We start from the raw sequence: 25996 nt of genomic DNA on the forward strand, positions 1-25996 counted from the left end.
GTCTAGCTTACACCGATCAAAAGCTCTTCCAGCACCAGCGCCATGACTCCCGCGCTGTCTTCCATATCTTGCACGCCGACCCATTCATCGGGCTGGTGCGCCAAGTCCAGAATGCCTGGCCCATAGGCGATGCAATTCTTTAGCTTGCCAATTCTGTCGATGTGCTTCTGATCATAGGTGCCGGGGCTTACCACATAAGATGGCTGAGCCCCCAACACCTTTTCGATGGCGGCTGCGGTTGTCGTGACCACCGGTGCATCCTTGTCGGTCATGGTCGGGATGACTTCGTGCATGTTGCGGATTTCATATTCGAAATCAGGCCGGTCGGCGCGAATGGCTTCCAGCATACGTGTGACTTCGGCTTTCACCTCGGTGATGTCCTCTTCCATCAAGAACCGGCGATCGATGACGATGCGGCAGCGATCAGCAACGCAAGGGGCTGGCAAACCGGTGAAATCGGGATCTTGCTCTGGCTCCCCGCCATGGATTGAATTGATGTTCAATGTCGACTGCTTTGCGCCTTCGGGCACCACCGGCATTTCGGTCCTTTTGGTGGCAAGAAGTGGGAAAAGATGGCGCTCCATCTCTTCCAGAACAGCCCCCATATGGCGGATCGCTGAATCACCCAGAAACGGCATGGAGCCATGGGCGATCCGTCCCTTGGTCTCAATTTCGGCCCACCATACACCGCGATGTCCAAGGCAGATGCGGTCTTTGTTTAAAGGCTCAGGGATGATCACATGTTGCACCCGATCCGGATCGAAGCAGCCTTTCTCTGCTAGATAAGCGACGCCGCCATAGCCGCCGCTTTCTTCGTCTGCTGTGGCGCTGATTTCCACCGCCCCCTTATGATCTGGGTAGAGCGCGACAAAGGCTTCGGCCGCAATGATCGATGCCGCCAACCCGCCTTTCATGTCACATGCGCCGCGCCCATAGATGCGCCCGTCCACCAGTTCTCCCCCGAACGGATCTTTGGTCCAGCCATGCCCAACCTCGACTACGTCATGGTGGCTGTTGAAATGCACGCAATCGCCGGGAGCAGCCCCTTCATGGCGGCAAATCACATTCCACCGGGGATATTCTGCGCTGTCACCCGGCGTGCCTTCCGCCCGGATCAGCTCGACCTGCCAGCCTTGCGCGCCCATGCGTTCAGCGATGTAGGAGCAAATCCTGCGATACTCACGCCCCGGCGGGTTCAATGTCGGAATGCGGATCAGATCCTGCGTCAGCGCAATAAGGTCATCACGCCTGCGCGCGATTTCTTCCAAGAGGGGGGCAATATCGTCAGTCATGACAGAAACCTAGGGGCCAAACTGGCGCCACACAATATTAGAATGCGCAAGCACCGATTTCACGCCTCTGGCGAGCGAAAACGCTGTTGTGGGTCTTTAAATCGCGCTAAACTCAACCTAAATGACAATGTAACAGTGATTAACTTTCCTGCACAGGCGTCAAGACCTGATCAGGCTATTTGGTGGAAATAAAAGGAGGGCATATGTCCAGTTTTGATAAGCAGATTCGTGAAAGCCAAGAGCAAGTGCAAGAAGCACAGGCCAAAATTTCCGAACTGACCACACGGATTGAGACCGCGCGCGCCAAGGCCGCGACCGGAGAAGACATTTCAATCGACATCGAAAACGCAACGCTGGACGACGTGCATGCCCACACCGAAGCGATGAATGCCAATATCGCCGAGCTGATCATGGGTCTGGATGATGTGACCTCGGGTTTTTCATCGGACTTCGATCAGATGCGGTCGAAAACCGGTTGGGAGACCTTTGTTGGCATCTTCTCGAAGGGGAAATCCGAAAGCATGCGTCAGGAACGGATGCGCACGGCTTCGATCGACGACAAGCTGCAAGAACTGATCGCGCAATCGGATTCGATTGTGAACCTTCTGGAGGGTCAGCTGGCCATGCTAAACGAGCAGAAGGAAAAGGTGGGTGCGAACCTGTCCACCACACTGGACGAGCGCGAAATGACTGTGGGCGAGCTGGAGAGCCTGCGCGCCGAGATCCTTGGCATGGACCCCAAAATCATCGAGCTTGAGGGCAAGATTGCCAACGAACAAGATGCGGCCAAGCGCACTCAGCTTGAGACCGAACTGGCCGATCTGAACACTCAGTACAACGAGATGGTGCAGGAAGAGCAAGTAAAGCTCGCCAAGTCGCAGACGTTGGAACGCTATATCGAGAAAGGTAAGACCTGGGTCGACTCGCTGCAGAACCAAGCCGCGACACAGATGGTGCTGATCAACAAACTGCAGACCGACACCAAGCAACGTGTGGTTCTGTATGATGCGCTGACCAAGTCGTTGAAGACCGCGCAGCAACAGGATGTGGCGCACCGGATCAACGAGATTGGCGTCGAGACTGACAAGGAAGCCCAAGCCGCGATGGCTGCGATTGGCACGGCAACGAACCAGCGCATGGCCGACATGATGGAAGCCCACGAAGACCAGATGGTCTTTGCCCGCGACGTGCTGGAGCAGAAGGCCAAAGCCGACGAACGCTTCGCCCGCCGCTTCGCCGAGATCGTCGAGAAGCACGACAAGAACCTGTATGGGGGGTGATGCCCCTCGTGGTCTGGCGTGCGCTCAAAAGCTTCTTTGCCGTGTATTTCGCAGCTCAGTTCGGGGGTGCGGATAAAATATGGGCTTGGTGTGTGATTCACATTCCCTTTGCGCTTGCCGCCCTGTTCTTCGTTATGACTGAGGAATTCGGCGCGAGCGATATTTGGCCGCTCGCTTTGTACTTCGTGATTTCTTTCTTTGGTGTTTTGTACCGAGGACGGAAACTGGATCGAGAAAAGAAAACCCATGTCTGACATCAAAACCTTTGATCGCGCATTTGCGTGGCTTTTTGTGAGCTTTCCGATCTTGATCACAGTCCTGGTTGCCGTGTCGTTTGCTTTGGAATGGCTGCTTTATGGAGCGATCCAGATTGACAGCTTCTGGACGGTCTTGCGGGGATTTTGGATTGCATATTTGTTGATTGGTGAGGTTCTTTGCTACCTGCAGCTATTTTGGGATTTTGTGAAATGGGTTTGGTCTTGGTTTGTGCCCAAAAAGGAATCCGATGAGCGATAACATCAAAACCTCCGAACGCGCCTCGGCTGGCTTCGCCCCCCGCGACCATGCCGAGCTGACGGACACGCAGATCACGCGGCGCTATTTCTCGAAGTTCGAGAAGATCACCGCGCATCTTGCCCGTGTGGCCGGACAGATGGAAGTCGAGGGCAAGCTTGCGCGCGACGAGGTCGAAGTTCTCGCCCGCTATCTGATCAAGCTTGGCATCAGTTTCAAGGCGCTGGCCAACAAGTATCATATGTCCGAAACGGCCTATGGGTTGGGTGGCAAAACGCTGACCTTTGATCGGCGCGATAGTGGGTTTCCGATCCATGCGGAGCTGTTGCAGATGGCCTCGGATGCCGCGCAAGCGGATACGCATTTGAAGGGTATGGCGTCGGCGGGGGACCTGAAAAGCCAGATGGTCAGCCAGATCGTTGGCGATCTGACCGTGCCGAAAAAGCTGCAATATGCTCTTTCGCAGCGGCTCTATTACGAAGAACTTCAGCGCGGCGATCTGTTCTGGCCCCAGATGCACCCGGATGTGGCCTGGCGCCACAACAAGGGTGAAGGGCGCGACACCCGTCGCGCCTATCTGGCCCATTGGGCGGTTTATGACAGCGAAGTCAACCTGCCTACCATCTATCTGATGGAACTTGAGGATACGGGCCGCACGGCATTGCCCAAGGACGAACGTCGCTGGCCGCAAATGCAGTCGCATCTAATGGCGCAGTCGATGGCCGGGTTGCAGTTGGTTACCATTGCGACCGGGTTCGACAAGGATTTTGACGACCTGCACCCTAAACGTCTGCGTCGTTTCCACGTGGGACCGATGTACAGCCATACCTTCACGCGCCAAACCGGCCCGCTGCGCGAGGTGTTGGAGCAGGCGAAAAGCCCGCCCGGCGAGGACTGGGCGCTGGCCTGGACTGTGGAAGAATTGAAAAGCGCGTCGGTGAAGGAAGAAAAGTCCGGTTGGTTCGGCAAGGTAGAGCGCGAGATTTTTGCACTCGACCCGTTTGCCGGGTCTGGGTCCGGGATTGGTGCGACCAGCATGGAACGCGCCATCATCATGCCCGAGCGCCCCTTTCAGGTGCTCGCCGAGAAGAACCCAGCCGGGTTCAACGACGTGCGCAAATTTGTTGTCAGCCCGGGTGGCCGGGTTCTGTCCTACCGTTGATTTTAGGAGTATTCGATGTCTTTACCCGCTGATCTGATGGAACTTCGCGAAGAGGAAATCCGTGCGCATTATAGCGCGGCTGCGGGGCATTTGGATGGGTTTGATCACACGCCCCGGATTGCCAAGCCGAAGGAAGCACCCAAGGCGGAACGCAGCCCCGGCATCGGGCGCGCGCGGCGGTTCCGGTCCACCACGCCGGGTCTGGTCACCCGTTCAACTGCGCGGCCAGAAGGCGTGCATCTGGTCGAACGGATCGAGGGCTCGGACGGGGACGACCCGCTTGTTTCTCCGATGCAGGCGACGGTTCTGCACACGTTGCGCCGCGCCATCGCGATTGCGCTTGCCGTGGGCGAGGGGTTCGCAGAGCAGACCGAATTGGCAGCTCTCCGTCGCGCGAACCTTGAGGGGCGTCTGGGTGCGGACAAATCCACCGCGTTCTCGGAACTTCTGACCGCCGAGGCGCTGATCGTCCTGTACGTCTTCGGAAACGCAACATCCTATCTGTTGGCTGACCACGCCAGCGAAACCCCGATCGAGGTTGGCGCGGTCGAGGAAATCTTGACAGACAACGCGCCCCTGGCGCTGAACGGCGCCCTGTGGGAGCTGGATCAGGAACTGGCGACTTTTGTGACGTCCGAAGACAAGCTGGTTCCCACGGTGCTGGCTTATGTCGAACAACTGATGGAGAAGGTTGTGCTGCGCGCCCAGACCGCCAGCCACCTTGGCCCGTTCACCTCGGCCAACTACCGGGTTGAAGCGGATGACCTGACTATCTCTGGCTTCACGCCGTCGCGCGCGCATCGTGGGTCAAAAATCACGATGACGTTCAAGAAACCCAATGAAGTTGTCGGCAACCACATCGCCAAATACCAAGCGATGAAGCTCAGCAAAATGCTGATGGCCTATGACTTCGACCGCAAACTGAACCCGTTCGCGGAACTGGGCGGCTTCATTTTCACCTTCATGGGCGACGGCAAGCCGGGCACCGGGAAAACCACACTGATCCAGATGATGGCCGGGTTGATCAACGACTACTGCGCGGTGGCGGGCTATCCGTTCCGCTATCAGAACTTCGGCATCGACAATATCGACAGCTATCAGGGTAAATCGGGCCAGAACGCGAAGGCCTTCATCAACAATGTGCTCGACCCGAACGTGATCGGCTTCGGCACCGTGGATGATATCGACCAGATCGCGGGCAAACGCGGGGATCGTCAGTCCAGCGCGGGCCAGCAAGAGGTCACGGCGGTCCTGATGGAAAGCTTCGCGGGCGCCAACACCGTGGTGCGCGGCAACTGCACCTTCGGCATGTTCTCGAACTATCCCGAGAATGTGGACGACGCCCTGCGACAACGCGCCGGCGCGCGCTTCTTGGTGGACGGACCCCAAACGCGCGAGGACTATATCGACATCCTGCATCTGCTTATGGGCAAGAACCATAACATCCCGCTGGGCAAGCATGACCTTTACGGCGCGCAGGAAATCAAATCCGCTGTCGCCCGTAGCTTCGAGGCGCATAACAAGCCCCAAGAGGCTGGGCTGATGAACGTCTTTGACAAGGTCTATGACCAGATCGGAGAACTGGACGATATCGCCAAGATCGGCACCTATCTGAAAGGCATTCAGGAAGCCGACGAACGCTTCACGGGCCGCTCGATCAAGAACATTACCGACGCGGTGAAAGTCCGCGCGATGGACTTTGAACTGCCCGACGAATGGATGGAAAACCCCGAGCTGTTCCTGGTCAAAGACTATGACACCAAGAAAGACATGATTTCTGAACTGCGCGTGCCCATCACCACCGAAATGGTGATCCAAGAGGTCAACCGCTACGCCGATTCAGAGTTCCGCTATGCCGATAAGTCGGACGAGGTCGCCATCGAGGCGATGGTGCGCGACTTTGGCCGTCAGGAAGAGGCGAAGAAGCGGTATTTGGAGGGGAAATAGATGAGAATACTACTGCAAAGCTGTGTGTTCATTCTGCTGTCGATGCCACTTGCCGCACAGCCGACGTATGGGACCCTGATCGGTGAAAGGGATGGGGACACGCTTAACTATGAGTGTCGCGAACTTTCTGCTGACACAATAGAGTGTGAGTTTGTTCAAATTCTCATGTCGAAAGATACGCCTGAGCATGTCTCGAAAGAGGCCGTTGACCAAATTCTCGCCGACATGAATACCGAGAGTACTGAGGAGGTCTGCGGCGATTTTAAAAGAGTTAAGGCTATTCTCGATGGCAAAGCAGACCGGTCAATTTGGCCAGAAAAAAGTGATGAAGAGATTGAGGCTATACTCACTTCTGTGAGAAGTGCGCCATTCGGGCTTGCTTCACTTAAGGCACTTTCTGACTTGTGTGAAACTCCCACAGACAAAGCCGCTGCTCGGTTTATCGAAGTATCCAACCAAAGCAAGGATGTTGTTTGCAAGCCACTTGTGAACAAGTACACGCAAAATTTCGTGCGAGTTTCCCCGAAAACTTGGGTCGTGAAAAGTGAGCCATCGGGTGCGTGCGGCCTCGTAAATACCAGCAAATTTGTCGGGCACCCTGAGTTTGGTTCTCTTTGGAGTTACTATGCAAGTAAGGTCGTGACCAACAAAGATGGCAAAGGTTTGGTGGATTGCAATGAACTTGACGAACGGGAGCAGCCCTACAAATGGGATCAAGGCCCTGTCTACAAAAACTGCCAGTATTTTGACTAAGGTTCTTCAATGAAACGCCTCATCCAACGCGGCCTCATGTTTGGCAATCTGATCCGGGTCGATAGCCCCGCGCTGATCGAACGCTATAACCGTGCGCTCAAGGGGCTGGCGGGCAAGCAGACGAAGCTGACCGAATTCCACATCGATATTTCCGGTTTCTCGCCCGAGATCGGCGACGAGTTCAAAGATCCGCTCTATCTCAACCCCAATGGCTGCAACCGGCAGTTCATCATTCTGACGGTGGACCAGAAGAAGGCGCCGCTGCTGAATGCCATGTTCTCGACCTCGCGCGGCATCCTGCGGCAGTTCATTGCGGACAACGAGGCGAAGCTTTTCGCGCTGACCGCCCATGACGCGGTGGCGGGCGAGCTGATGAACTCGGTCTACGACATCTCGGACCCTGCGCGTCTCTTCGACATCCGCAAGATCGTGATCGAGGCCGACACGACCCAAAGCCACGTCAAGAACGCCCGTGAACTGGCCGAGAAGATCGACCATTTTCAGACCGCGCCGAACGCATGGTATGACGACGATCTGATCGCCGAGATGATTGATCTGGCCCGCGAAACCGGGGACGTGACTCGTGTTCCGGTCGATCTGGGTGTTCAGGAGTTCGAGCAGGGCAATTTCTGGACCGCGCATTTCGGCGGGCTTTACGTCTTTCGCGATGTCGAGGCCCCCGTGGTCATTGTGTCTGGTGACAAGGACCGGATGGAGCGGTTCCCTCGCCTGCCTTTCATCGACACGTCCGAACCAAACCGGATTGCCAGTTTCCTGCGGAAAAACGATTTGGTTGAACCTTTGGTCAAGGCCCGTGGGGAAGTTGGCGCGCGGATTTTGCGACAGAAGATGGAGTTCATACTGGTCGATGTGGCAACAAGTGCGGGTCTGGATATTGGCGACATGTCCTCGCGCACACTGCGTCATGTTGCGCAGCGATTGGGTTCAAGCCTGCCTGCCGCGTTTCACGGGTTGGCAGCACTTGTGCGCTGGGCCGAGGCGGGCGGGCAGTGGCCCCGGATCGACAGCCGTCATCCGGCCTATTTCTATACCCTCCGCGCGCGGCCCGATCATCCGGATCGCGACCTGATCAACCGGCTGTTGTCTGAGTTGGCTCCGATGGATTTCCGCCAGCTGTTCATCTGCCATAAAGAGCTTTTCTATGCTTCCTATGCCACGTGGCCTGACGAAAAGCGCGAATTTGTGGCAGAATTCCTGCATCGTGACTATATGGCAAATAAGGCCGGCGCTCGTGATAAGCTGTTTGGCGGGCGCAAGGAAAGCTTCAAGGCTCCGCGAACGACGCGCAAACGTACGCGCGAGCAAGTGATCGAAATGGTTGGCCCATGGGGCGCTATTAAGGGGAGGGATTGATGGTTGCTGCACTACGACTGATCGTATTTGGATTTATCGGGCTAAGTATTGTCTATGTCCTGGTCAGCCTGTATTCCCGCTCGGTCCGGTTGGAAAAGCTGGAAGAGAAATGGGCCGAAGAGCATCCCAATGGCAATGAAAGTGATCGCGAGGCGTGGTTGCGTGAAGGGATGGAGGCGTATCAAAAAAGCTTCCGGCCCAAGCTGATCCTGCTGGTCTATGTCGTGCCTGCGCTGCTTGTTTTGCTGTCTATCATTCTAATAAACTGAGGTTCATCATGCGCCGTTTCCGTATCATCATTCGAACCCTGATCGCGCTGATCCTTTTCAGCGTGCTGCATTACACACTGCCGCAGCATGACGTCGTGCGCGTTGTGAACACCTATCAGGAACGTCAGGACCTTGGCGACTGGACGCGGATATTCTGGTCGAAGCCAGATGATCAGGCCAGCGGGCTGATCAACCGGGATGTTCAGTTCGTCCAAACCGTGAAAAAGAAAACCTATCTGCTGGGCTTCATTCGCTCTGATGCGGAAGAGGTGATGGTGTACCGGAACGAGGACACCGGATGGTCGTGGCCGTTCTATTTTAAGTTCGATACAGCCAGCCTTCAGACCGAGGTTGACGATCTACGCTCGACCCCCGAAAGCCCAAAATGGGCGGTGGTCACGCATTATGGGTGGCGCAATGAGCTGATCTCGGCTTTCCCGAACGCGGTCGCGATCCGCCCGGTGGCTGGGCCAGATGTCACCATCATCCCGTGGTTCAACATCATGTTCTTTTTGGTTCTGGCCGTTGCAATCGGATTTGTCCGTGCGTTGTGGCGTCAGTTCCGCGAACGCTCGATTGATCCAGCATTGCAAGATGCGGGCGAAGCTTGGGACGCCGTGGACGCGCGTGCCGACGAAGCGAAAGGCCGCTTTTCACGCTGGCGGGACAGCTGGCGCAGCAAGTAGGTCAGAGCGCCTCGATGAAGGCGTGGTTGTTCTTGCGCAGGCGGCGTACCAGATTGCGCTGGGGCGCGTTGTCCGGGATCGGATGCGCGGGATGAGGTGGTTCTGAACCGTCGACCAGTTCTGGGAAGATCGCGCGGATCTCATCCAGCGCCTCTGGACTCATCGCGGCTTTGCTGTGTTTGCCCAGATACAGCGTTTCGGATGGTGTTCCGTTGGCAAAGACGACCTCGTGATTATCACACAGGATGTGGCAGTAGGTGATCTTGTCCAAGCTGTCATCTTCGCGTACGCCTGAAAGCACGGTCAGTTTGTTGGCTGCTATTAGGACATCTGGCGTATCAAACATTCGTGCTGCAACGCGCGATCGGCAAAGCATGCGGTGCTGACGTGATACCCACAGATCACGCTCGGGAAGGCCTTGCCCCAAGGCTCCGGCTTTGATGCGGATCGGAACAAGTCTGCCTGTCACGGGTACTTCACGCACGCCGACCCACCGCACAACCTGATCGCCGCTGTTCAGCGTGCAGACCGTATCGCCAGGGGTAAGTTGTTCGACCGGAACCACACCCGCCGGGGTTCGGATCATGGTGCCATTGCGGAAGCAAGTTACGTAGTTCCACGTTTCACGTGTGCCGGTCAGGCCCGAATAGGTCCCGCCGATAAGGCTGTCCAAAGTGATGGACCGCATTGCACCAGACTCGTACAGCGCCTGATCAGCGTTCGAAGAAAACTCCGGTGCAAGATAAGTGTTGCCGGCGGTATCCTGAAAGACAACCGCTGTCACAGTCGCGGTCGAGCCGTCAATGAAAGTGATCGTCGCATTGTAGGGGGCTACCGCATCGAAGGTCTGAGCAGCACCGCCATCGATAGAAAACTGGTCGTTCGAGTTGCTGTTGTTGTTGTCATAGGCGGTAGAATTGCCGCCACCGAAACCACTGCCCGCTGAAGAGAAGGAAGAAAACCCATCAAGAAGCGGGTCGCCCAAACTGCCAACAGTCAGCCCGACCAGCGCCGATGCATTTTCAATAACATCGTTGCCTTCAGTTGGGTCAATTAGGGCGTGGTTGCCCAATGAGATCACATTAAATGTGGTCGGCATTGCCTTCCCTGCGTAACTGTATGTGTTTGCCTCAATGGCGACTTATCTGGTCACTTTTGCAGGATAATAAAGGAATTTTTTAGGAATTCCTGCAAAAAAGAAGCTGAGTTCAGCAAAATTATCGATTCTCAATGTATTTTCGCCCGAAATGCGGTCACACTTCGGGCAAATTTCACCTTAAGCGGTAACTTCACTTGGGTTATTCGCCGTAAGGCACCCAGACGGTCTTAACCTCGGTCGCGTGGGTCAGGAACTCACGCCCTTCACCATCAGCTCCCATCCAATTACGTGCCAGCGCATTGTTGACCCAGCTGCGTTTCAGGTTGCCAGCGCTTTCAACTTCGGCAATGGCTGAAATATCCGCGCCTGAATGGGACCAAACTGCGTCTACACCCAGATGGCCGGCGAGGGGGGCGGCTAGCTCTGCGTGACTGCCGGTGACGATGTTAACAACGCCCCCCGGCACGTCCGAGGTCTCGAGAACTTGATAGAAATCGGTGGCGGCCATCGGGAAAGGCTCGCTTGCGGCCAGCACCACCCGGTTGCCCATGGCAATGGCCGGGGCCATCAGCGATACAAGGCCAAGCAGGGGGACATTATCCGGGCAGAAACCGCCAATCACGCCAACGGGTTCGTTCATGGCAAGCGCCACGCCGCGCATGGGCACGGGCTTGGCAGCCCCGTCGAACTTGTCTGCCCAAGCGGCATAGGTGAAGAGGCGCGAGATTGAAGTTTCGACCTCCTTCACGCCTTGTTTGCCACCCATCATGGCATCTATCCGTGCAGCGAACTCATCCGCGCGGGCCGAGAGGTTTTCTCCGATATAGTACAGGATCTGTGCGCGGGTGTGGCCTGTGGTCTTCGCCCAACCTTTGACGGCTGCTGCAGCCTCGACCGCGTTGCGGATGTCTTTGCGGTTGGCCAATCCGACATGCCCAAGAAGCGCGCCTTGCTTGGACCAAACGGCTTGGCTATAGCCGCCATCCGGACGGGCCTGTTTGCCACCAATATAGAACTTAGCCGTGCGGTCCAAAGCATCAACCTTGGCGTCTTTCGGGGCGGGCATGGGGGCGATGGGTTTCAAAGCCACGGATTTGCCGCTTGGCTTGGTATAGGCCAAAAGCCCTTCCCATCCGCCTTCGCGCCCAAAGCCGCTTTCGCGTACGCCGCCAAAACCTGCGGCCGCGTCGAACATGTTGGTGCCATTCACCCACACGACTCCGGCCACTAGTTTCGGCGCGACATCCAGAGCAAGGTTAACGTTCTCAGACCAGACAGTTGCCGCCAATCCGTAACGTGTGTTGTTGGCAATCTCGACGGCTTCGGACGGAGTGCGGAATGTCGTGGCGGCCAGCACGGGCCCGAATATTTCCTCTTGCATCAATGTCGAGGCGGTCGACAGCCCAGTGATCAGCGTGGGCGGGTAAAAGCATCCCTGATCAGGCAGCGGGCAGGAGGCTTGGTAAAGCTCGCCCTCGGGCGCGCCAAGCTTGACCATTTCTGCAATGCGCTGGTGTTGTACGGGGTCCACCACAGCACCAACGTCGATGGATTTGTCCAGCGGGTCACCGATGCGCAGCTTGTCCATACGGGCCTTGAGCTTGGCATAGAAGCGATCCGCGATACCTTCCTGCACAATCAAGCGCGAGCCAGCACAGCAGACCTGACCCTGATTGAACCAGATTGCATCGACCAGCCCTTCGACCGCTGAATCCAGGTCCGCATCGTCAAAGACAATATAAGGTGACTTGCCACCAAGCTCGAGCGTCAGAGACTTGCCTGACCCGGCGGTCTGACGACGAATATGACGCCCCACGGCTGTTGAGCCAGTGAAGGCGATCTTGTCGATATCTTCATGGGTCACGATGGCTTCGCCCACGCGCCCATCGCCGGTCACGATGTTGACGACACCTTCGGGTAGTCCGGCCTCGTCACAGATTTGCGCAAACAAAAGCGCGGTTAGGGACGTATATTCAGCAGGCTTCAGCACCACCGTGTTACCCATTGCAATCGCGGGCGCGATTTTCCACGCCAGCATTAAAAGCGGAAAGTTCCATGGGATGATCTGGCCGCAGACTCCCAGCGCCTCGCGATCTGGCAATTCAGCGTCCTGAAGCTGCGCCATGCCCGCGTGATAATAGAAATGGCGAGCAACCAATGGAATGTCGATATCGCGGCTTTCGCGAATGGGCTTGCCGTTGTCCATGGTTTCCAAAACGGCAAACAGGCGCGCGTGTTTTTGCACCAATCGCGCCAAGGCATACAGGTATTTGGCGCGGGTATGACCCGGCAAGGCAGCCCAGCTTTTTTGCGCTTTGCGCGCGGCCGTCACGGCTGCGTCTACATCGTCTGACGTGGCTTGGGTCACTTGTGCCAGAACTTCGCCTGTGGCGGGATTCCGGCTTTCAAACGGATCACCGGCAGCGGTCATCTTACCGTTTACATAGAGCCCGAAGTTGCCGTTGCGTTCGGCGATCCAGTTTTCCGCTTCCTTGGCATTTTCCGGGGCAAGGCCGTAATCCATGCTTTCGAAGATTTCTTTCACGGTCATATTCGTATCCTTAACCCATCGGATGGCGGTAAGTGGCCGAGTAGTGGCCGGTCACATGGTGTTCCAACTGGCGTTCTATGTCGCCCAGAAGCGAACTTGCACCGAAGCGGAAGAGATGTGGATTGAGCCAGTCGTTGCCCAGCTCTTCTTTGATCAGCGACAGGTAAACCAACGCGTCCTTGGCTTTCGAGATGCCGCCGGCGGGCTTATAGCCGACCTTGTATCCGGTGGCGTCGAAATAATCGCGGATGGCGCGGATCATCACCAGGCTCACGGGCAAGGTCGCGTTTACACTTTCCTTGCCGGTTGAGGTTTTGATGAAGTCAGCGCCTGCCATCATGCAGACAAGCGAGGCGCGCGCGACATTGCGCAGGCTGCCCAGCTCTCCGGTCGCAAGAATGGCTTTTACATGGGCATCACCGCAGGCTTCGCGGAAGTCGCGCATCTCGTCATACAGGGCCTGCCAGTTTCCGGTCAGCACGTGACGGCGTGAGATGACGATATCGATCTCTTCAGCGCCAGCGCGCACGCTTTCGCGGATCTCTTCTACGCGCAAATGATAAGGGCTAAGGCCCGCCGGAAAGCCGGTGGACACAGCGGCAACTGGCATGTGGACGTCCAGACCTTTCAGGGTCGCAACGGCAGTCTCGATCATTTCGTGATAGACACAGACAGCCCCGGTGGTGACAGGATCCATACCAAGGGCGGTCATGATCTCGGGGCGGACAGGGTTGGCGGCCTTTGCGCACAAGCGGCGCACACGGCCTTCGGTGTCGTCGCCCGAAAGGGTGGTCAAGTCGATCATTGTGATCGCCTTAAGAAGCCATGCAGCCTGATGGGTTTTCTTGACGCTGCGGCGCGCGCCAAGGGTTGCGGCCCGGCGTTCGATTGCCGACGTGTTGGCCTGCGCAGAGCGTACCCAATTCATATCAAGCGGCATCCCAGGATTTCGCGGTACAGTGACCTGCGGAAGCTGAGAAGAGACAGCAGAAGTCTGTCCTGTTTTCGATGTTTCTGTCTGCAAGGGATTTCCTCTGAATCTCTTAAGCCTACAAAACTCGCACGGCAGGCGGGCTTTGGCAATGATTTTACCAGTTTGTAAAACTTATAAAACGCAAAGTGGGAATATCAGGCTTCAATCTGAAGCCACTCAATTTTAACGAGCTGCTGGATCGCGGCCTGGACGTTCGATGAGTTCGGAGAACGCTGACTGGAATGTCGAACCAGTTCGAGATTGAGACTGGGTTTTAACCGAATCCACTTGGTTTCAAGCGCCTCGATGTAAGGGGTAATGATGTTCAATTAGGTGGCATAGTGCATTCAAAATGCCCTCAAAACGACCAAATACATCGTGATAACGACGAAGAGGCGGACGTTCTCCGACGAAATGACGATGATAGTTAGAGGATGTTTGGTCAAGCGGTTAAGTGTTGTCTCTTTTAAAGCGATGAGCTTAGGATGCCTCACTGACAAAGGCCGGGGGCAGTGAGTCTTTCGCTGTACACGTGTGTTAAACCTTGGCGCATTTGTCTAAAAAAATAATTGGGAGATCCTTCATGAACATATCAATCAAAGCAGCACTGCTGACTTCGGCCTTCGCCCTGGCGAGCCCGGCACTTGCCGCTGGCACCCACCCGGCGACCGGAGAGCAGCTATCTGACAACCAGACTTATACTTATCGTATGCTGGACGACATCAAGTCGTTTGACCCGCAGATCAACACCGACGTCGAAGGCTCGCACGTTCTGCGCGACCTGTTCGAAGGTTTGGTGAACTCGGATGCAGATGGTAACGCAGTTCCGGGTGCGGCTGAAAGCTGGGAAGTCTCGGAAGACGGCCTGACTTACACCTTCAAAATCCGCGATGCCAAATGGTCCAACGGCGACCCTGTCACCGCTGGTGATTTTGTTTATGCTTGGCGCCGCTTGGCAGATCCGGCTACCGCTTCGGAATATGCTTGGTACATGGAACTGATGGGCGTTGAGAACGGCGCTAAAGTTGTCGCAGGCGAAATGGCCCCAGACACCATGGGTGTAACCGCTGCTGATGACAAAACTCTGGTCGTAAAAATCGACGCTCCGCGCCCCTACTTCCCAGGCATGCTGACCCACGCATCGACGTTCCCTGTGAACCAGAAGGTTCTGGAAGCACATGGTGCCGATTGGACCAAGCCGGGCAACTTGGTTGGCAACGGTGCTTATGTTCTGACCGACTACACCTCGGGCGTACAGGTTACACGTGAGCGTAACCCGATGTATTGGGACAACGACAATACCATCATCGAGAAGGTTGTCGCCTTGGTCATCAACGATGAAAACATCGCACTGACCCGTTACGACGCTGGTGAAGTTGACAAAACCGAAGTGCCAGCTGGCCAGTTCCCGGCCCTGAAGGCAAAACTGCCGGACGAGACCTATTCGACCCCGCGCTCGTGCTCCTACATCTACATGTTCAATCTGGGTGAAAACGGCCCTGAAGAGCTGAAAGACGTTCGTGTTCGTAAGGCGATGTCATACGCTCTGAACCGTGACGTGATTGTTGGCAGCATCCTGAAGGGTGGTCAGTATCCGTCGTACAACTGGACCCACCAGAAGACTGCTGGTTTCGAAATGCCCGACATCGAGTATTCGAAATGGACCCAGGCAGAGCGTGATGCCAAAGCCAAGGAACTGCTGGCAGAAGCTGGTTACGGCGAAGGTGGCAAGCCGCTTAAGCTGACCCTGAACTACAACACCTCGGAAGCTCACAAGAAGATCGCGATCGCAGCATCGCAAATGTGGAAGCAGACGCTGGGTGTGGAAGTTGAACTGGCAAACTTCGAGTGGAAAGTTCACCTGGACAAACTGCGTAATGGCGACTTCGGTATGGCCCGTTATGCTTGGTGTGGTGACTACAACGAACCGTCGACCTATACCGACCTGTTCACGTCGACGTCGGGCCACAACAACGGCAAGTATTCGAACCCCAAATTTGACGAGCTGGCGAAAGCTGCGAAAACTTCGGACAACCCTGCCGAAGACTACAAGCAGATGGAACAGCTTCTGGCCGACGATATGCCTATCGCTCCTGTTTACCAGTATACTCAGGTGATCATGGTGAAACCGGACATGAAGGGCTATCCTTTCAATGACCTGATGAACAACATCTATTCGCGCCGGATGTACCGCGTTGCCGAATAAAATCGTGTTGTTTTAATCAACTAGGGCGCGTGCGGGAAACCGCACGCGCCCGCATATCTGCGGGGTTTCCAAAATGCTTGGGTTTGTACTTCGTCGCATAGCGATGGCAATACCTGTTATCCTAATCTTGATCGTGTTTTCCTTTGTGCTGATGCGCGCCGCCCCTGGCGGCCCCTTCACAAAAGAACGTGCACTTCCACCGGTCGTGCTTGAAAACATCAACGCCAAATACGGGCTGGATGACCCGTTCCTTGTACAAATTGGCACCTACCTGAAAAACATCGTGTTTCATTTCGATTTCGGTCCAAGCTTTGTTTATCAAGATCGGACAGTAAACCAGATCATCGCGGAAGGGTTCCCGGTAACGCTGACCTACGGATTTTGGTCCTTTGTTCTGGCGGTGGTGATCGGAGGAGGCCTTGGTATCCTTGCGGCTCTCAAGCAAAATACATGGCTAGACTACCTTGCCGTCGGGTTTTCGATCGGCGCGCAGGCGATGCCGAACTTCATCATGGCTCCGATCCTTGTTTTGATTTTCACGCTCGGCCTTGGCTGGCTGCCCGGAGGGGGGTGGTACACCGGCCCAGGAGACCCAAACACATACTCAGCTTACTTGGTCATGCCAGTGATTGCGCTGTCGACCTCTTACCTCGCGTCGATTGCGCGTCTGACGCGATCATCGATGCTCGAGGTGTTGCACTCCAACTTCATTCGCACCGCAAGGGCGAAAGGCCTACCTAACCGGGTCATCATTTTCCGCCATACGCTGAAGCCTGCGTTGATCCCAGTGATCTCTTATCTTGGGCCGGCATTTGTTGGAATGATCACCGGATCAGTTGTTGTGGATATGTTCTTGTCCACCGGTGGCATTGGCAAAGACTTCGTCCAAGCAGCGCTGAACCGCGACTATTCGGTTATCATGGGCATCACCATTCTGGTTGGGATGCTGACAATCCTGTTCAACCTGATCGTAGACGTACTTTACGCGTGGATCGATCCACGTATTCGGTACTAAGGGGGGAACAATGAATTTAGATACAAATATGGAAAGTGCAGAGTTCCTGAAAGGGCGATCGCTCTGGGGTGATGCACGCGCAAGGTTCTTCCGAAACAAGGCGGCAGTCGCATCTCTGATCATCTTGATCCTGATCTCACTGTTCGCAATCTTTGGAAGCTATGTAACTCCTTGGTCCAACGAAGAGATCGATTGGAACCTGATGGGGGACGTGCAGACTTTGGGCGGTCCGTCTATCGAAACGGGCCACTATTTTGGCCTTGATCCGCTTGGACGTGATCTCTTTGCCCGTGTCGTGCAGGGGACGCAGATTTCGCTGATGATTGGGGTTGTCGGAGCGCTGATCTCGGTGATCGTGGGAACACTCTATGGGGCCACAGCAGGATTTGTCGGTGGACGCATTGACAACATCATGATGCGGATCGTCGATATCTTGATGGCTATCCCTTACATGTTCGTCCTGATTTTGCTTCTGGTGGTTTTCGGGCGTTCGATCTTCATGCTTTTTGTCGGGATCGGGATGATTTCCTGGTTGGATATGGCGCGGATCGCGCGTGGTCAGACCCTGTCGATCAAGAACAAAGAGTTCGTTGAGGCCGCAGTGGCCACAGGTGTCTCGACTCCTGCGATCATTTTGCGCCACATCGTGCCGAACCTTTTGGGTGTGGTTATCGTCTATGCGACACTTCTGGTGCCGCAAATGATCATGTTCGAAAGCTTCATCTCGTTCCTTGGCCTTGGGGTTCAGGAGCCGCTGACAAGCTGGGGTGCATTGATCAACGAGGGCGCAGGACAGATGCGATATGGAACACTGTGGATGCTGGGATTCCCGCTCTTCTTCTTCCTTATTTCGCTGTTTGCATTTTTCTTTCTGGGTGATGGTCTGCGTGATGCGCTTGACCCCAAAGACCGCTAAGGGAGGCGTGAGTTATGGCACTACTTGAAGTCCGTGACCTGAGCGTCAAGTTCGATACGCCGGATGGCACCGTGACCGCCGTTGACAAGATCAGCTTTGATCTTGATGCCGGGGAAACCCTTGGTGTGGTTGGGGAAAGCGGGTCGGGCAAGAGCCAGACTGTGTTCGCCATTATGGGTCTGTTGGCCGCGAACGGCCAAGCGACCGGGTCGGTGAAGCTTGAGGGGAATGAAATCCTCAACATGCCGCTGGCACAGCTGAACAAGATCCGCGCTGAACGCATTGCGATGATCTTTCAGGATCCGATGACCTGTCTGAACCCGTTCTTGCGGGTCTCTGATCAGATGGCCGAAGTGTTGACCCACCATAAGGGCATTTCAAAGGGCGAAGCGGTGAAACAGTCCGTTGAGCTTTTGGACGCGGTACGCATTCCCGAAGCCAAGAAGCGCGTGAACATGTACCCACATGAGTTCTCGGGAGGGATGCGCCAGCGCGTGATGATCGCAATGTCGCTTCTGTGTAAGCCAGATATACTGGTGGCAGACGAGCCGACAACAGCGCTGGACGTGACTGTTCAGGCGCAGATCATGAAGCTTCTGGAGGATCTCCAGAAAGAGTTCAACATGGCCATTATCCTTATCACGCACGACCTTGGTGTTGTGGCGGGATCATGTAAGGAAACGCTGGTTATGTATGGCGGGCAGCAGATGGAATACGGCACCACAAAGGGCCTGTTCGAAATGCCGACACACCCCTACACGATGGGTTTGTTGCAAGCCGTTCCACGTCTGGACATTGAAAGCGAGCGCTTGGAAACCATTCCGGGCAGCCCGCCCAACATGATGAACATGCCCAAGGGCTGCCCCTTCTCGCCGCGTTGCGCGTTTGCGGATGATCGCTGTGCTGTGGAGCGTCCGACATTGGACGGTGTTGTTGGTCGTGCGGTGCGTCGTCGGGCGTGCCTGAAATCCTTGGAGGAGCTGTCATGAACGTGCAATCCCCACTTTTGTCCGTGCGCGATCTGAAGGTCTGGTTTGACATTCGTGCGAAAGGCGCGCTGCCATGGACGCCGTCACAAAAGCTGAAAGCTGTGGATGGGGTCGATTTTGATCTAATGCCGGGCGAAACGCTTGGGATCGTGGGTGAAAGTGGCTGTGGCAAGTCTACACTCGCCCGCGCCATCATGCGTATGGTCCCCGCCGAGGCCGGAACGGTCATGTGGCTGGGTGATAGCCTGCTTGAGCTGAACAAGCAGGACATGCGCGAGCACCGCAAAGAGATGCAGATGATCTTTCAGGATCCACTGGCATCTCTGAACCCGCGCATGACCATCGGCCAGATCGTGGCTGAGCCTTTGAAAACCCATTTCCCGGACATCCCTGCGTCCGAGGTTAAGGAGCGAGTACGCGAAGTGTTACAGCGTGTGGGCATCCTGCCCAACATGATCAACCGCTACCCGCACGAGTTTTCGGGCGGGCAATGTCAGCGGATCGGGATTGCCCGTGCGTTGATCGTGAAGCCGCAGCTGATCATTTGTGACGAGCCTGTGTCCGCGCTGGACGTGTCCATTCAGGCGCAGGTGATCAACCTCTTGATGGACATTCAGGAAGAGATGGGGCTGAGCCTGATCTTTATTGCGCATGACCTATCTGTGGTGAAACACATCTCGACCCGCGTGATGGTGCTTTATCTGGGTAATGTGGTTGAAATCAGCGAGGCCGAGCAACTTTATCGCGCGCCAGGCCATCCATATACGGAAGCTTTGATTTCGGCAGTGCCGATCCCGGATCCTGAAGCGGAGGCCTCGAAAGAGGTAATGATTTTGGATGCGGATTTGCCGTCGCCTTTGAACCCGCCATCAGGCTGTGTGTTCCGCACACGTTGCCTAATTGCCGGGCCAGAATGCGCGCAAAGCAAGCCGCCGCTTAAGGATCTTGGCAACCAACAGCTGGTCGCCTGCCACAAACGCTAACGAAATCCCCGGCCCTTGCGCCGGGGTTTTACTTTTTAGTGCTCGGAAAGCCGATATCTTCCAATGTCGCGATGACCTTGGCTGGTGCTAGCCCCTGCACCTGAACCTCGCGCGCCTCCATATCGAAACTCAGGTGAACGCTGCCCAACCCTTCCAACGCTTCCGTGATGGCGGCTTTGCAATGGCCGCAGCTCATGTCGGGAACTAGGAATGTGGTCATCTGCTGTCCTTTCATAGGGTGTTTTCTGAATACAGTGCAGATTTGTCGGGTCAATGCGTCAAATCTTCTGGACTCCTCTTGACCTTCCAGTGACTGGAAGCCCTATGTAAGGGGTGATACAGCGGAGATCACCATGGCTACCCCGAACACTCTGACACTTGAGCTGCAAAATCTGTCCTGCGCGTCTTGCGTCGGGCGGGCGCAACGCGCGCTTGAAAGTGTTGATGGCGTGGCGGAGGCGCCCGTGAACCTTGCGACCGAAACGGCGCGGGTTTCCCTGTCCGCTCCTGCAACGACGGGGGACTTGGCGAACGCATTGGACCGGGCAGGCTATCCGGCCCAGCGTGACACAGTGGTTTTGGATGTTCAGTCGATGTCATGCGCGGCCTGTGTCGGGCGCGTGGAACGCCTGCTGAAAGCCACCTACGGAGTGTTGGAGGCGCGTGTGAACCTTGCCTCGGAACGGGCATTTGTGACCTATCTGTCTGGATCGACCACAGCGGATGCGTTGGCTGCAAAGATAACCAAAGCAGGGTTCCCATCAACGCTGCGCGAAGACAGCGCAACGACCGGGCCACGCGACAAAGAGGGCGAGGCGCGCGCCCTTAAGCACAAGGCCCTACTGGCCGCCGCCCTGACCCTTCCCGTCTTTTTGATCGAGATGGGCGGACATCTCTATCCCCCGTTCCATCATTGGGTTGCGCGCAATATCGGGCAGACCAATTCGCATTGGTTCCAGATGATCCTGACAACGATTGTTCTGTTTGGTCCGGGGCGACTGTTCTTCGCCAAAGGCATTCCCGCGCTGTTGCGTGGCGCGCCCGAGATGAACGCGCTTGTCGCGCTGGGGGCGTCGGCGGCGTATCTCTATTCGCTCATCTCAGTTTTCGCCCCGGACGTGCTGCCTCCGGGTACGGCCAATGTCTATTTCGAAGCCGCGGCGGTCATCGTGACCTTGATCCTTGTTGGCCGTTGGATGGAAACCCGCGCCAAAGGTCGCACGGGGGAAGCCATCCGTGCGTTGGTTGAGCTTGCCCCAGATGAAGCCACGGTTGAGGTCGAAGGGCGCATGATCACGCGTCCCGTCGCACAGGTCATCACCGACGAGGTCATCGTGATCCGCCCCGGCGAACGTGTGCCATTGGACGCCGAGGTGCTGCACGGCAATAGTCTTGTGGATGAAAGCATGATCACTGGCGAACCCGTGCCGGTAGCCAAAGCACAGGGCGACACGATCACTGCGGGCACCGTCAATGGAACGGGCGCGCTGAAAGCCCGCGTGACCGCCATTGGCCCTGATACGATGCTGGCCCAGATCGTACGCATGGTCGAAGACGCCCAAGGTGCGCGCCTGCCAATTCAGGCGCTGGTTGACCGGATCACCTCGGTTTTCGTGCCTGTGGTCATTGCCGTGGCCCTGTTGACCGTTGCTGTCTGGATACTGTTCGGTCCGGATCCTGCGTTGGGCTTGGCGCTGGTCGCAGGTGTATCAGTCCTCATCATCGCCTGCCCCTGTGCGATGGGTCTGGCCACGCCAACCTCGATTATGGTGGGGACTGGGCGTGCGGCGCAGTTGGGGGTGCTCTTCCGGCGCGGCGACGCCCTGCAAACACTGCAAGCGGTGGATGTGGTGGCGTTTGATAAAACCGGGACTTTGACTGAGGGAAGGCCCGAGTTGGTCGCTTTCGATGTGCTCAACAACATGCCCGAAGACGAGCTTCTGGGGCTAGTCGCAGGTGCCGAACTGCTTAGCGAACACCCCTTGGCTCAAGCGGTTTTGCGTGGTGCAGAGAAACGTGGAGCGACACCAGCGAAGCTCGAAAACCCCAAAGTGTTTGTCGGTAAAGGCGTGGTGGCCGAGACAGAGTACGGGCAGCTTGCAGTCGGCAGTTATCATTTCATGCATGATCAAGGCATCTCGATGTCAAAGATTGGCGAAAGGACATATGCGCTTCGAAAGAGCGGACATACAGTTTTCTTTGCTGCGCTTGGAAAGCGGTTGGTCGCGAACATTGGGGTAATGGATCCCATTAAGAAAGAGGCGAAGCAGATTGTGCAGCGACTTGAAAATGATGGGCTCGAGGTCGCGATTGTCACAGGTGATGACGCCACCACGGCTGGGGCAGTGGCATCACAACTTGGGATTGCGACGACTTGTGTTGAAGCCCTTCCAGAAGGCAAGGCTAAGATGGTTGCCCAATTACAAGCCGGGGGTCAGAAAGTCGCCTTCGTTGGCGACGGTATCAACGACGCCCCCGCACTTGCGCAAGCGGATGTGGGCATTGCCATCGGCACCGGCACGGATGTAGCGATCGAGGCGGCGGATGTTGTCCTTTCCTCGGGCGCTTTGTCCGGGGTGGTGAACGCGTTTGAAATCAGCCGCCGCACCATGACCAACATCCGGCAAAACCTCTTTTGGGCATTTGGCTACAACGTCGCTTTGGTGCCGGTGGCAGCAGGTGTCCTTTACCCTGTATGGGGGCTGCTTTTGTCACCAATGCTGGGGGCAGGGGCCATGGCCGCGTCCTCGGTGTTGGTTCTAAGCAATGCGCTAAGGCTGCGCTTCATAAAACCCGCCCTTAAGGAGGCCACATGAACATTTCTGACGCCGCCAAACAAACGGGCCTGCCCGCCAAAACCATCCGTTACTACGAAGATATCGGGTTGGTAACCCCCCTGCGCGACACAAATGGCTACCGTGTGTTTGGCGAGACTGACCTGCATAAATTGACCTTCCTTGCGCGTTCCCGCGCGTTGGGGTTTTCCATCGAAGATTGCCGTGCCCTTCTGGCCCTTTACGAGGATCAGTCCCGTGCCAGTTCTGACGTGAAACTCATCGCGCGCGCCCATCTGGATGAGATCGAGGCGAAAATCACCGACCTAAACGCCATGCGCGATACGCTTTCCCATCTTGTGCGTGAATGCGCGGGGGATGATCGCCCGGATTGTCCGATCCTGAAGGGAATAGAAACAACTTCTCTGTCAGAAGGTTGAGGCACATCAAAGACTGACAGGGCATTGTCGCGTTTACCCAAAGGTACGCTACTATACTGCCTTGAAAGCAATTTTCTAAGGAAGCTTCCGATGGACAAAAGTCCTTTAACACCGCTTTTTGACCCGACATCTGTTGCCGTGTTTGGTGCCAGCCCGACTGGCACATCTGTTGGGGCGATGGCATGGCGCAATTTGAAAGCAGGTGGCTTTAAGGGAACGCTTTTCCCGATCAATCCCAAGCATAAAGCGATCGAAGAAGACGAGTGTTTTTCCCGGATATCGGACCTGCCTGAGGAAGTAGACTTAGCGGTCATCGCCACCCCCGCCCGTACCGTGCCGCGCATCATGCGCGATTGCTCGGATGCAGGGGTGAAATCCGCGATCATCCTTTCCGCCGGGTTCGGCGAGGGCGATGGGCGCGGCAAGGATTTGGAAGAGCAAGTCAAAGCCGCGGCGCGCAAAGGCAGTATTCGCTTCATGGGGCCGAACTGCGTAGGTCTGGTGCGCCCGTGGCTGGGCCTTGATGCTACTTTTCTGCGTTCGGACCCACCCAAAGGGCGCTTGGCATTTGTATCACAATCCGGCGCTTTGGTGTCTGCGATTGCAGATTGGGCCGGGCCGCATCACTCAGGCTTCTCGGCCATGGTCAGCCTGGGCAATTCGACCAATATCGATTTCGGGGATGTGCTGGATTTTCTGGCAATGGACCAGCGCACTGATGCGATCCTTTTGTATATCGAAGGTATCAAGGATGCGCAGAACTTCATGTCAGCACTGCGCCGTGCATCGCGGCTGAAGCCGGTGATCGTGCTGAAGTCTGGACGCCATGCCAGCAGCTCGAAAGCGGCGCATACCCACACAGGCGCGCTTATCGGATCGGACGAGGTTTTTGATGCAGCACTGGAACGTGCAGGTGCAGTACGGGTTGGCACGCTTGGTCAACTTTTCGCAGCGGCCGAGGTTCTGGCAAACACGCGCAAAGTATATGGCGAACGTCTGTGCATCATCACAAATGGTGGCGGCGCCGGGGTGCTTGCGGCGGATCGGGCCGGTGATCTTGGCTTACCGTTGCCACCACTTTCTGACGCGATAAAAGCCGTGTTGGACAAAGCCCTTCCTGCGTATTGGAGCCATGCCAACCCCGTCGATATTCTAGGGGATGCAGATCCAAAAGCCTATGCTGCGGCAGTTAAAGCTGCGCTTGCAGACGATAACAATGACGGGGTTTTGGTGATGTTGACCCCGCAAGCCATGACCGATGCGGTGGCTACGGCTCAAGCCGTAGTGGACGCGTTGCCCAAGCGGCGTCGCAAACCTGTTTTGGCGTGCTGGATGGGGGAACCATCGGTTGAAGCTGGTCGCGCAATCCTTTCAAAGGCTGGTGTGCCTGATTTCGAAACACCCGAACGCGCGGTCGAAGGGTTCAGCTATTTGGTGCAGCACCGACGCAACCGGAAACTGGCATTAGAAGTGCCACGCGCACGGGCATTCGAGAAAGGTCTTGATCTGGACGGCGCACGGTTGATCATCGCTTCGGCTTTGTCGGACGGGCGTAGCATGTTGTCGGACACTGAAAGCAAGGCGCTTTTAAGGGCTTTCAACATCCCCGTTAACATGACGATCGAGGCACAAACCCCATCACAAGCATTGGTTGCCGCAGAAACCGTTGGATACCCGGTGGCGATGAAGATCTCATCACCCGACATAACCCACAAAACAAATGTGGGGGGTGTGCGGGTCAACGTCGCGCATGCAACATCGGTCACGCGCGTGTTTCATGAACTTGTGAACTCGGCCAAATCTGCCCGGCCTGATGCGCAGATCAACGGCATAACGGTCGAGCCGATGGCGAACCTGAAAGATCCGCGAGAGCTTGTCATTGGCGCCAGCCGCGATCCTGTCTTTGGGCCGACGGTTCTGTTTGGCGCAGGTGGCACAATGGTTGAGGTTATGAAAGACAGTGCTGTTGCTTTGCCACCCTTGAACGCCGTTTTGTCAGAGCGACTGATCAACAAAACGCGGGTCTCCAACGCGTTGGAGGAATTTAGGGATGCCGCTCCGGTGGATCGCGAAGCCTTGATTGACGTCCTAAAACGCGTGTCGATCATCGTGAGTGAATTGCCCGAGATCACCGAACTGGATATCAACCCGCTGTTTGTCAGCCCCGACGGTGTGCTGGCGGTTGATGCGCGGATTTCCGTCAAGCGGGCGCCTGCCAAGGATGGCCCTTATGACCACATGGCCATTCACCCCTATCCGCGCCATCTGGCACGCGAGACGTATTTGTCGGACGGCACGCCCCTTGTGATCCGTCCCATCCGGCCCGAGGATGCAGAGTATCTTCAAACCTTCATGCGGGACTTATCACCCGAGGCAAAACAGATGCGCTTTATGGGGTCTGTGAATGAACTCAGCCCCGAATTGCTCGCGCAGTTCTCAGCCATCGATTATCGCCGGGAAATGGCCTTGGTCGCCATGGCCGAGATTGACGGGAAAGACGTTCTGGTCGGGGTGGCGCGCTACGTGATCAACCCTGATCAAAAGAGCTGCGAGTTTGCCATCGTGGTGTCCGACCGCATTCAGCACCAAGGGCTTGGTACGCGCCTGATGAAGGGCCTCTTTGGGGCTGCGCAGGACCATGATCTGGACGTGATCGAAGGCACCGTTCTGAAAAAGAACGAACCGATGTTGCGCTTGATGAAAGAGCTGGGCTTCACACAACGGCCTGATCCAGATGACCGCGACGTGGTGATCGTCGAACGTTGGCTTTGAAA

The 25996-nt window shown here is 56.2% G+C and carries 22 protein-coding genes; 17 read left to right on the forward strand and 5 right to left on the reverse strand.

The genetic code is table 11. The annotated features are described in order from the left end of the window. Positions 1–2 precede the first annotated feature (2 nt). Positions 3–1292: an acetylornithine deacetylase/succinyl-diaminopimelate desuccinylase family protein gene (locus MWU55_RS05165; RefSeq protein ID WP_246934689.1), complete on the reverse strand. Its 1290-nt coding sequence runs from the start codon at positions 1290–1292 to the stop codon at positions 3–5. 203 nt (positions 1293–1495) lie between these two features. Here MWU55_RS05165 and MWU55_RS05170 point away from each other — a divergent pair, with 203 nt between their 5' ends. The 9 genes from MWU55_RS05170 to MWU55_RS05210 are packed head-to-tail and all read left to right on the forward strand — an operon-like array spanning position 1496 to position 9276. Continuing rightward, positions 1496–2572 (forward strand): hypothetical protein, encoded by a 1077-nt coding sequence (locus tag MWU55_RS05170; RefSeq protein ID WP_246934690.1) that lies wholly within the window; start codon positions 1496–1498, stop codon positions 2570–2572. A gap of 8 nt (positions 2573–2580) precedes the next feature. Then, positions 2581–2826 carry a hypothetical protein gene (locus MWU55_RS05175; protein WP_246934691.1) on the forward strand — a complete coding sequence of 82 codons (246 nt, stop codon included), beginning with the start codon at positions 2581–2583 and terminating at the stop codon, positions 2824–2826. Next, a complete protein-coding gene (locus tag MWU55_RS05180; RefSeq protein WP_246934692.1) occupies positions 2819–3088 on the forward strand; it encodes a hypothetical protein in 270 nt (89 codons plus the stop codon). Before MWU55_RS05175 ends, MWU55_RS05180 begins: the two co-directional genes overlap by 8 nt. Then, positions 3078–4247: a hypothetical protein gene (locus tag MWU55_RS05185; protein WP_246934693.1), complete on the forward strand. Its 1170-nt coding sequence runs from the start codon at positions 3078–3080 to the stop codon at positions 4245–4247. The genes MWU55_RS05180 and MWU55_RS05185 overlap by 11 nt, the downstream gene beginning before the upstream one ends. Before the next feature lie 15 nt (positions 4248–4262). After that, positions 4263–6194, forward strand: coding sequence for an ATP-binding protein (locus MWU55_RS05190; RefSeq protein WP_246934694.1), 1932 nt, complete (start codon positions 4263–4265; stop codon positions 6192–6194). Next, positions 6195–6947 (forward strand): hypothetical protein, encoded by a 753-nt coding sequence (locus MWU55_RS05195; RefSeq protein WP_246934695.1) that lies wholly within the window; start codon positions 6195–6197, stop codon positions 6945–6947. It begins immediately after the preceding gene. 9 nt (positions 6948–6956) lie between these two features. Further along, the gene (locus tag MWU55_RS05200) at positions 6957–8321 is read left to right on the forward strand and encodes a DUF6638 family protein (protein WP_246934696.1); all 1365 of its coding nucleotides are present in this window, start codon (positions 6957–6959) and stop codon (positions 8319–8321) included. Next, positions 8321–8590 (forward strand): hypothetical protein, encoded by a 270-nt coding sequence (locus tag MWU55_RS05205; protein WP_246934697.1) that lies wholly within the window; start codon positions 8321–8323, stop codon positions 8588–8590. The genes MWU55_RS05200 and MWU55_RS05205 overlap by 1 nt, the downstream gene beginning before the upstream one ends. Positions 8591–8598: 8 nt before the next feature. After that, a complete protein-coding gene (locus tag MWU55_RS05210; RefSeq protein ID WP_246934698.1) occupies positions 8599–9276 on the forward strand; it encodes a DUF1523 family protein in 678 nt (225 codons plus the stop codon). A 1-nt stretch (position 9277) separates the two neighbouring features. On the opposite strand, the gene MWU55_RS05215 is transcribed toward MWU55_RS05210, so the two are convergent. The 3 genes from MWU55_RS05215 to deoC form a co-directional block, all read right to left on the reverse strand. Continuing rightward, positions 9278–10375, reverse strand: coding sequence for a Hint domain-containing protein (locus MWU55_RS05215; protein WP_246934699.1), 1098 nt, complete (start codon positions 10373–10375; stop codon positions 9278–9280). Between the two features lie 199 nt (positions 10376–10574). Next, on the reverse strand, positions 10575–12926 hold the full coding sequence (locus tag MWU55_RS05220; RefSeq protein ID WP_246934700.1) for an aldehyde dehydrogenase family protein: 2352 nt from the start codon (positions 12924–12926) through the stop codon (positions 10575–10577). Positions 12927–12936: 10 nt separating this feature from the next. Then, positions 12937–13950, reverse strand: a complete 1014-nt coding sequence (gene deoC, locus MWU55_RS05225) for a deoxyribose-phosphate aldolase (protein ID WP_246934701.1) — start codon at positions 13948–13950, stop codon at positions 12937–12939. A 532-nt stretch (positions 13951–14482) separates the two neighbouring features. Here deoC and MWU55_RS05230 point away from each other — a divergent pair. From MWU55_RS05230 to oppF, 5 genes are all read left to right on the forward strand, one after another. Next, a complete protein-coding gene (locus MWU55_RS05230; protein ID WP_246934702.1) occupies positions 14483–16105 on the forward strand; it encodes a peptide ABC transporter substrate-binding protein in 1623 nt (540 codons plus the stop codon). Positions 16106–16178: 73 nt separating this feature from the next. Then, entirely contained in the window at positions 16179–17120 is a 942-nt protein-coding gene (oppB, locus tag MWU55_RS05235) for an oligopeptide ABC transporter permease OppB (RefSeq protein ID WP_246934703.1), read from the forward strand. Between the two features lie 10 nt (positions 17121–17130). Further along, the gene (locus MWU55_RS05240; RefSeq protein ID WP_246934704.1) at positions 17131–18036 is read left to right on the forward strand and encodes an ABC transporter permease subunit; all 906 of its coding nucleotides are present in this window, start codon (positions 17131–17133) and stop codon (positions 18034–18036) included. A 14-nt stretch (positions 18037–18050) separates the two neighbouring features. Continuing rightward, on the forward strand, positions 18051–19025 hold the full coding sequence (locus MWU55_RS05245) for an oligopeptide/dipeptide ABC transporter ATP-binding protein (RefSeq protein ID WP_246934705.1): 975 nt from the start codon (positions 18051–18053) through the stop codon (positions 19023–19025). Beyond that, positions 19022–20008 (forward strand): murein tripeptide/oligopeptide ABC transporter ATP binding protein OppF, encoded by a 987-nt coding sequence (gene oppF / locus MWU55_RS05250; RefSeq protein WP_246934706.1) that lies wholly within the window; start codon positions 19022–19024, stop codon positions 20006–20008. Before MWU55_RS05245 ends, oppF begins: the two co-directional genes overlap by 4 nt. Before the next feature lie 28 nt (positions 20009–20036). On the opposite strand, the gene MWU55_RS05255 is transcribed toward oppF, so the two are convergent. Then, positions 20037–20228: a heavy-metal-associated domain-containing protein gene (locus MWU55_RS05255; protein WP_246934707.1), complete on the reverse strand. Its 192-nt coding sequence runs from the start codon at positions 20226–20228 to the stop codon at positions 20037–20039. A 133-nt stretch (positions 20229–20361) separates the two neighbouring features. On the opposite strand from MWU55_RS05255, the gene MWU55_RS05260 reads away from it, so the two are divergent. The 3 genes from MWU55_RS05260 to MWU55_RS05270 all read left to right on the forward strand — a co-directional run bounded on the left by MWU55_RS05260 (position 20362) and on the right by MWU55_RS05270 (position 25994). Further along, positions 20362–22824, forward strand: coding sequence for a heavy metal translocating P-type ATPase (locus tag MWU55_RS05260; protein WP_246934708.1), 2463 nt, complete (start codon positions 20362–20364; stop codon positions 22822–22824). Then, positions 22821–23222 (forward strand): Cu(I)-responsive transcriptional regulator, encoded by a 402-nt coding sequence (gene cueR / locus MWU55_RS05265; RefSeq protein WP_246934709.1) that lies wholly within the window; start codon positions 22821–22823, stop codon positions 23220–23222. The genes MWU55_RS05260 and cueR overlap by 4 nt, the downstream gene beginning before the upstream one ends. A gap of 90 nt (positions 23223–23312) precedes the next feature. Beyond that, a complete protein-coding gene (locus MWU55_RS05270) occupies positions 23313–25994 on the forward strand; it encodes a bifunctional acetate--CoA ligase family protein/GNAT family N-acetyltransferase (protein WP_246934710.1) in 2682 nt (893 codons plus the stop codon). The last annotated feature ends 2 nt before the right edge of the window (positions 25995–25996 follow it).

It is taken from the genome of Aliiroseovarius sp. F20344, assembly GCF_023016155.1.
In the GTDB taxonomy this organism is placed as follows: Bacteria; Pseudomonadota; Alphaproteobacteria; order Rhodobacterales; family Rhodobacteraceae; genus Aliiroseovarius.